The organism is Primorskyibacter flagellatus, assembly GCF_048268605.1.
In the GTDB taxonomy this organism is placed as follows: domain Bacteria; phylum Pseudomonadota; class Alphaproteobacteria; order Rhodobacterales; family Rhodobacteraceae; genus Primorskyibacter; species Primorskyibacter flagellatus.
On sequence record NZ_JBLWVF010000049.1, the window covers coordinates 1 to 5,102 of the forward strand.

General features: G+C 60.6%; 4 protein-coding genes and 1 other annotated feature. All 4 genes read right to left on the bottom strand.

Annotated features, from left to right (window positions below):
- Positions 1-461 precede the first annotated feature (461 nt).
- The 4 genes from ACN0WV_RS19490 to mobQ all read right to left on the bottom strand — a co-directional run bounded on the left by ACN0WV_RS19490 (position 462) and on the right by mobQ (position 4,806).
- Positions 462-1,313: a universal stress protein gene (locus ACN0WV_RS19490; RefSeq protein WP_417607888.1), complete on the bottom strand. Its 852-nt coding sequence runs from the start codon at positions 1,311-1,313 to the stop codon at positions 462-464.
- Between the two features lie 12 nt (positions 1,314-1,325).
- Entirely contained in the window at positions 1,326-2,822 is a 1,497-nt protein-coding gene (locus tag ACN0WV_RS19495) for a SulP family inorganic anion transporter (RefSeq protein ID WP_417607889.1), read from the bottom strand.
- A 72-nt stretch (positions 2,823-2,894) separates the two neighbouring features.
- Positions 2,895-2,950 (bottom strand) — a sequence feature (sul1 is cis-regulatory element that is thought to sense ions involved in sulfur or methionine metabolism; They are found in Alphaproteobacteria).
- Positions 2,951-3,142: 192 nt separating this feature from the next.
- Entirely contained in the window at positions 3,143-3,424 is a 282-nt protein-coding gene (locus tag ACN0WV_RS19500) for a hypothetical protein (RefSeq protein WP_417607890.1), read from the bottom strand.
- A 35-nt stretch (positions 3,425-3,459) separates the two neighbouring features.
- The gene (mobQ, locus tag ACN0WV_RS19505) at positions 3,460-4,806 is read right to left on the bottom strand and encodes a MobQ family relaxase (protein WP_417607891.1); all 1,347 of its coding nucleotides are present in this window, start codon (positions 4,804-4,806) and stop codon (positions 3,460-3,462) included.
- Positions 4,807-5,102: the final 296 nt, after the last annotated feature.

Sequence of the window (5,102 nt, forward strand, 5' to 3'; positions counted from 1 at the left end):
GGCGGGCCTTCCTGTTCTGATCTTTGGAATGCCCATGCATTCCGAAGGGCAGAGCAGGTAAGGGCAAAGCCCGTCCTGCGGCCTGGCGGGGCCGTGACAACCGGGTGGAGGGCGTGAATTTGGGAGGGAACCGCGCGCCTGCGCGTGGGAGGAACCGGAATTCTCGACCGGAACCGACGCCAACGGCGGCGCTTGCCGGTTTTCTCGGCCCTGCCAGGATGGCAGGCGGATCAACAGGATTTGGAAACTGTCAGGGTTGGGGTGAGCGGGCGTCAGCCCGTCGATCCCCTGCCCTGTCTATCGCTCAAAGCGAGACCGGCCCACTGCCGGGATCACAGGTATCCTACCGCGACCGTGAAGCGGCTTAGCAGGACAAACCTATTTTAGGAATGGCGTCGATGAACGGCGGCTATGCAATTCCGATGTTTGCGACGCGGCCTGAAAAATACCACGTCTCATTTTTACCTGTACAGCAAAACCGGTATTTTCACGGACTGGATCATCGCCGTGGTCGTTGATCCGATGATGAGGCTCCTGATCCGGCTATGCCCATAGGCACCCATCACCAGGAGATCGAAACCCTCTTCAGAAACCAACTTGTTCAAGGCCTCTTCGGGTTCGCCTGTCGCGATGCGAGAGGACGCAGTGATATTGGCCGTATGGAGCTTAGTAACGGCTTCATCAGCAACTTTCTGGGCATGGGTAGTATCTTGCGCTACACAAAGCACGCTGACGGCGAGATCAGCAAAAACAGGGCTGGTCGACATACGTTCAATAGCAGTCTTGGCACTTGCGCTTCCGTCATAAGCCACGAGAACTTTCGAAATCTGTCGAAACTCTCGCGATGCCACGAACACGGGCACCTTGGAGGTGCGCACGATCCGCTCTAGGTTTGACCCTAGGTGACCGGAGGCGAAATCCGCCCCTTCGCCCCGCTTGCCGATGGTGATTGCGCGAATATCGCTTTCAAGCTCGCGAACCGCTTCCAGAAGGTCGCCCTTTCGCAGACGTAGATCCACCTTCGGGATCCCGTCTTGTTCAAGGATCGCTTTCGCATCTTCCAGAATGGCATGGCCTTTCGCTTGGGCAAGTTTAGCGCGCTGCTCGTCCATGGCGGAAAGCTCTTCTAAAAGCGCGGTCCTGGCTCCTAGGCTTAGTGCCCCCGAAAGGTCCGTTGAGGCAGCACCTTCGCGACGACCCAACACATGCATGGCTATCACGCTCGCGTTGAGCTTCTGAGCGATCCAAGCAGTATGGTGGCAGACGCTTTCGGAATAGTCCGACCCGTCCAGTAGTGTCAGTATCTTGTCCATGGTGTTCCTCCCTCAGTGTCCCATCAACTTGTCCATCGCGCCGGGCTTGTCATGTATCGCAAGCTTATCAACGAGCGTTTCGGTTGCATCGTTCATTCCGACAACCTCGACCTCCGAACCTTCTCGGCGGAACTTCAGAATTGCCATGTCCAGCGCCTGAACGGAGCTGATATCCCAGATATGGGCCTGGCTCACGTCAATGGTGACACGGTCAAGCGCCTCGCGGAAATCGAAAGCATCCGCGAAATCCTCGGCTGACCCATAGAAAAGCTGGCCTTCGAGCACGTAAGTCCGTTGACGGCCATCAGCTGATAGGGTCGAGGTGATACGGAAAAGTTGCGCGATCTTGCCTGCAAAGAAGATGCCTGACAGCAGCACCCCTACCAGAACGCCAATGGCGAGGTTGTGTGTGTAGACCACGGTGACGACAGTTGCGATCATCACGATTGAGGACGAACGCGGATGCACTCTGAGCGCCTTGATCGAGGACCAGGAGAAGGTGCCAATCGACACCATGATCATGATGGCGACCAATGCGGGCATCGGGATACGCGCCACAAGATCACCTAGGCCGACGACCAGAACTAACAGGACAACACCAGCGGAAAAGGCCGAAAGACGCCCGCGACCACCGGACTTCACGTTGATGATTGACTGTCCGATCATCGCGCAACCCGCCATACCGCCGATAAATCCGGTCGCGGTGTTGGCAATGCCCTGACCGATGCATTCCTGGTTCCGGTTGGACTTGGTGTCTGTCAGGTCATCAACGATGTTCTGGGTCATCAAACTTTCCAGCAGGCCGACCACCGCAACGGCGGCGGAATACGGAAAGATGATCAGCAGCGTCTCGATGGTCAGCGGCACATCCGGGATCAGGAAGAAGGGCAACGTATCCGGCAGTGCGCCCATGTCGCCCACCGTTCGGACGTCCCAGCCCATCGCCAGAACGGCCAGAGTCAGCACGATAATCGTGACCAGCGGCGACGGGATCGTGGTGGTGATCCGTGGAAAGAGATAGATGATTGCAAGGCCCGCAGCCACGAGGACATAGGTGAGCCAGGTGACGCCGGGATTGCTCAAGTTCAACTCGGGGAGTTGCGCCATAAAGATGAGGATCGCCAGCGCATTCACGAAGCCGGTCATCACCGATTTTGAAACATAGCGCATGAAGCGCCCGAGCTTCAAAAGCCCCGCCCCGATCTGCAAGAGACCTGCAAGAACGGTTGCGGCCAAGAGATATTCAAGCCCGTGATCCTTCACGAGCGTGATCATCAGAACGGCTGTGGCGGCAGTCGCCGCCGAAATCATGCCAGGCCGTCCGCCTGTAAAGGCGATGAGCACGGCAATGGAAAAGGAGGCGTAAAGACCCACCTTGGGATCCACGCCTGCGATGATAGAGAATGCGATGGCTTCGGGGATCAGCGCCAGCGCGACGACGATACCCGCAAGCACATCGCCACGAATGTTACCGAACCATTGCTGTCGGTAGTCAGAAATTGAGATCATTCAAACAATCCAGTACCCTGTGCCTGATCGTCTTTCATAAGACGGTCGGCATTGTATGTCGGGAAGTTTCAGGGTTGTCCGGCGGATCAGCGGCCGGAAGAGCCACCCGGGCTCTCACCGGGTCCTAACGCTATTAGAGGTGCATAAACCCTATCTTCGTAGGAATATCAATCGCCTTCAGATGCGAGGGTATCACGCCACTTTATCGAACCTGTTGGAGGAGGGGTTCGCTGAGAAACTGACTGCCACAACCGACATTGGCGCTACGCGCGGCATCTGGGAAATAGAGATCAAAGCCGCCTTGCGGCGGCGCAGCATCGCTAATGGAACACCGGTGGCTGATCCCGCACCTCGTCAAACAGGATCACGCGCCCGTCGCCGCTGCTCGGACTGTTGACCAGTACGAACGGCACATCCGCCCCGTCTTTCTCGTAGATGCAGCGATATTTCATCTGACCGTCGAGCGGATCGCGCACCTGATCGTAGCGATAGCTGTACTTGATCCCTTGATCGATCCAGGCCTCGACACCTGCAGGCGTCACGAGAGATAGTGGCTTGCCGTCCAGCAGGATCGTCTCACCCACGTTGAATACTTCATCCATCTTTCGGTCTCCTCTGTTTGTCCTGTCATATCGCGTCACAGGCTGTGGCCTTCGCCACGATCCCTGTCCCGCGTGTTTTCGTTTTCGTCATCATCGCGCTCCTGCTCGCGGTCGTTGTCCGGTTCCAGCCGCTCGCGCGGCTTGTTCAAAACGTCCTTAAGCCGTTCATTGACGGACGGCTTGCGATCCTCGCGCTCGATGTCCTCGGAACGGCCCTGCCTTTGACGCTGGGCCGGGGTCCGCGACGGTCTCGCGGCCTCGTCGCCAAGGTCATTTTCGCTGAACCCGTCCAGCTTGTGAACCGCCGCCTGGCCGTCGCGCCCGGCGTCCTTCTCCATGATCTCTTTCAGCCGCTCACGCGCGTAATTGCGGCCTTCCGGTTTCGGCGTGCCGTCCTGGTCCCGTGACCGGTCCACGACGCGCGCCAGACGCTCCCGGAAATCCTCCGGGTTGCGCCCGTCGCGGTCTTTCGCGGTCGCGGCCCTGAGTGCGGCCAGACCGGCAGAGACGCGGCCCTGCCCGGCCTCGCGCTCGATGCCGTAGGTCTCCCGCGCGATATCCAGCCGCTCACGCATTTCGCGGAAAGCGGCGCGCGCCTGGCGGGCGGCATGGACCACGGCCCCGCGCTCGGTGACCGGGACGTATTCCCGGCCCTGGCGCTCGGCCATCGCCTTCGCCCGCCGCTCCATGGAATTGGCCGCTGGCCCCAGCTTCAGCTCGGGGTCGCGGTCCAGCTCCTCGGCGGACAGCTTGTCCCCACGATCCAGCGCCGTCTCGCGCTGCTTCTCAAGCGACCGGTGATCGACGCGCTCGACCTCCCCTACACGCTCCAGCGCACGGTTCTGCAACTCGGCCCAGAGGCCGCGCATCTGCTCGATCTCGACGCCGCCGGTCTTCGCGGAATCGAGCACCCGCGTCTTGGCGGTGAAGCCCTCGGCTTCCAGCTTGCGGGTGGAGGTCAGAACATGAGCATGGTGGTTGCGCTGATCGCCTTCGCGGTGGGGCGCATGGATCGCCACATCGACGGCCACGCCGTAGCGGCTGACCAGCTCCTGGGCAAAGTCGCGGGTGATCTGCGACCGGGCCTCGGCGCTGATCTCGGAGGGCAAGGCCAGCTCCCATTCGCGGGCGGTGACGGAGTTGCGGCGAGTCTCGCTGGCCTCGGCCTCGTTCCAGAGGCGGGACCGGTCCGAGGCCCAATCCGGGGCATCCTTCGGGGTCAGGATGAAGGTCTCCTCGATACCCTGCTTGCGGGTGTAATCGTGGACGCGGCCTTCGCGCAGGCACTCGATGCGCTCCCCGACACGGTAGGCTGCCGCCGCAGTGGCAGAGCGCCCGGCGCTGCGTTTGATCGTCTTCACGGAGAGGTGGTAGCTGGCCATGCGCCCTCCCCTCGCCCGTGATGCAAACGCCCGCACGCGGCGGACCTGATTCGTGCCGATACCCCGATATTGGCCACCGGATCAGTCGTCTTTTCTCCGTCAGATCGCGCCCCAAACCGGCGCGATCCGAGAGGAAAAGACAGCCCGCCCGAAGCGAGCCTCTGGCTCACTGAGGCGCGGGCTTGCCAGTGATCTGCCCCCAGATCCCCAGCCTCATGGGGGGCGGGATATGGGGACAGATCACTGGCGGTTTGCCGGGGGCAAACCCGGTTCGTGTCGGCACCGTCAGGTCCGAC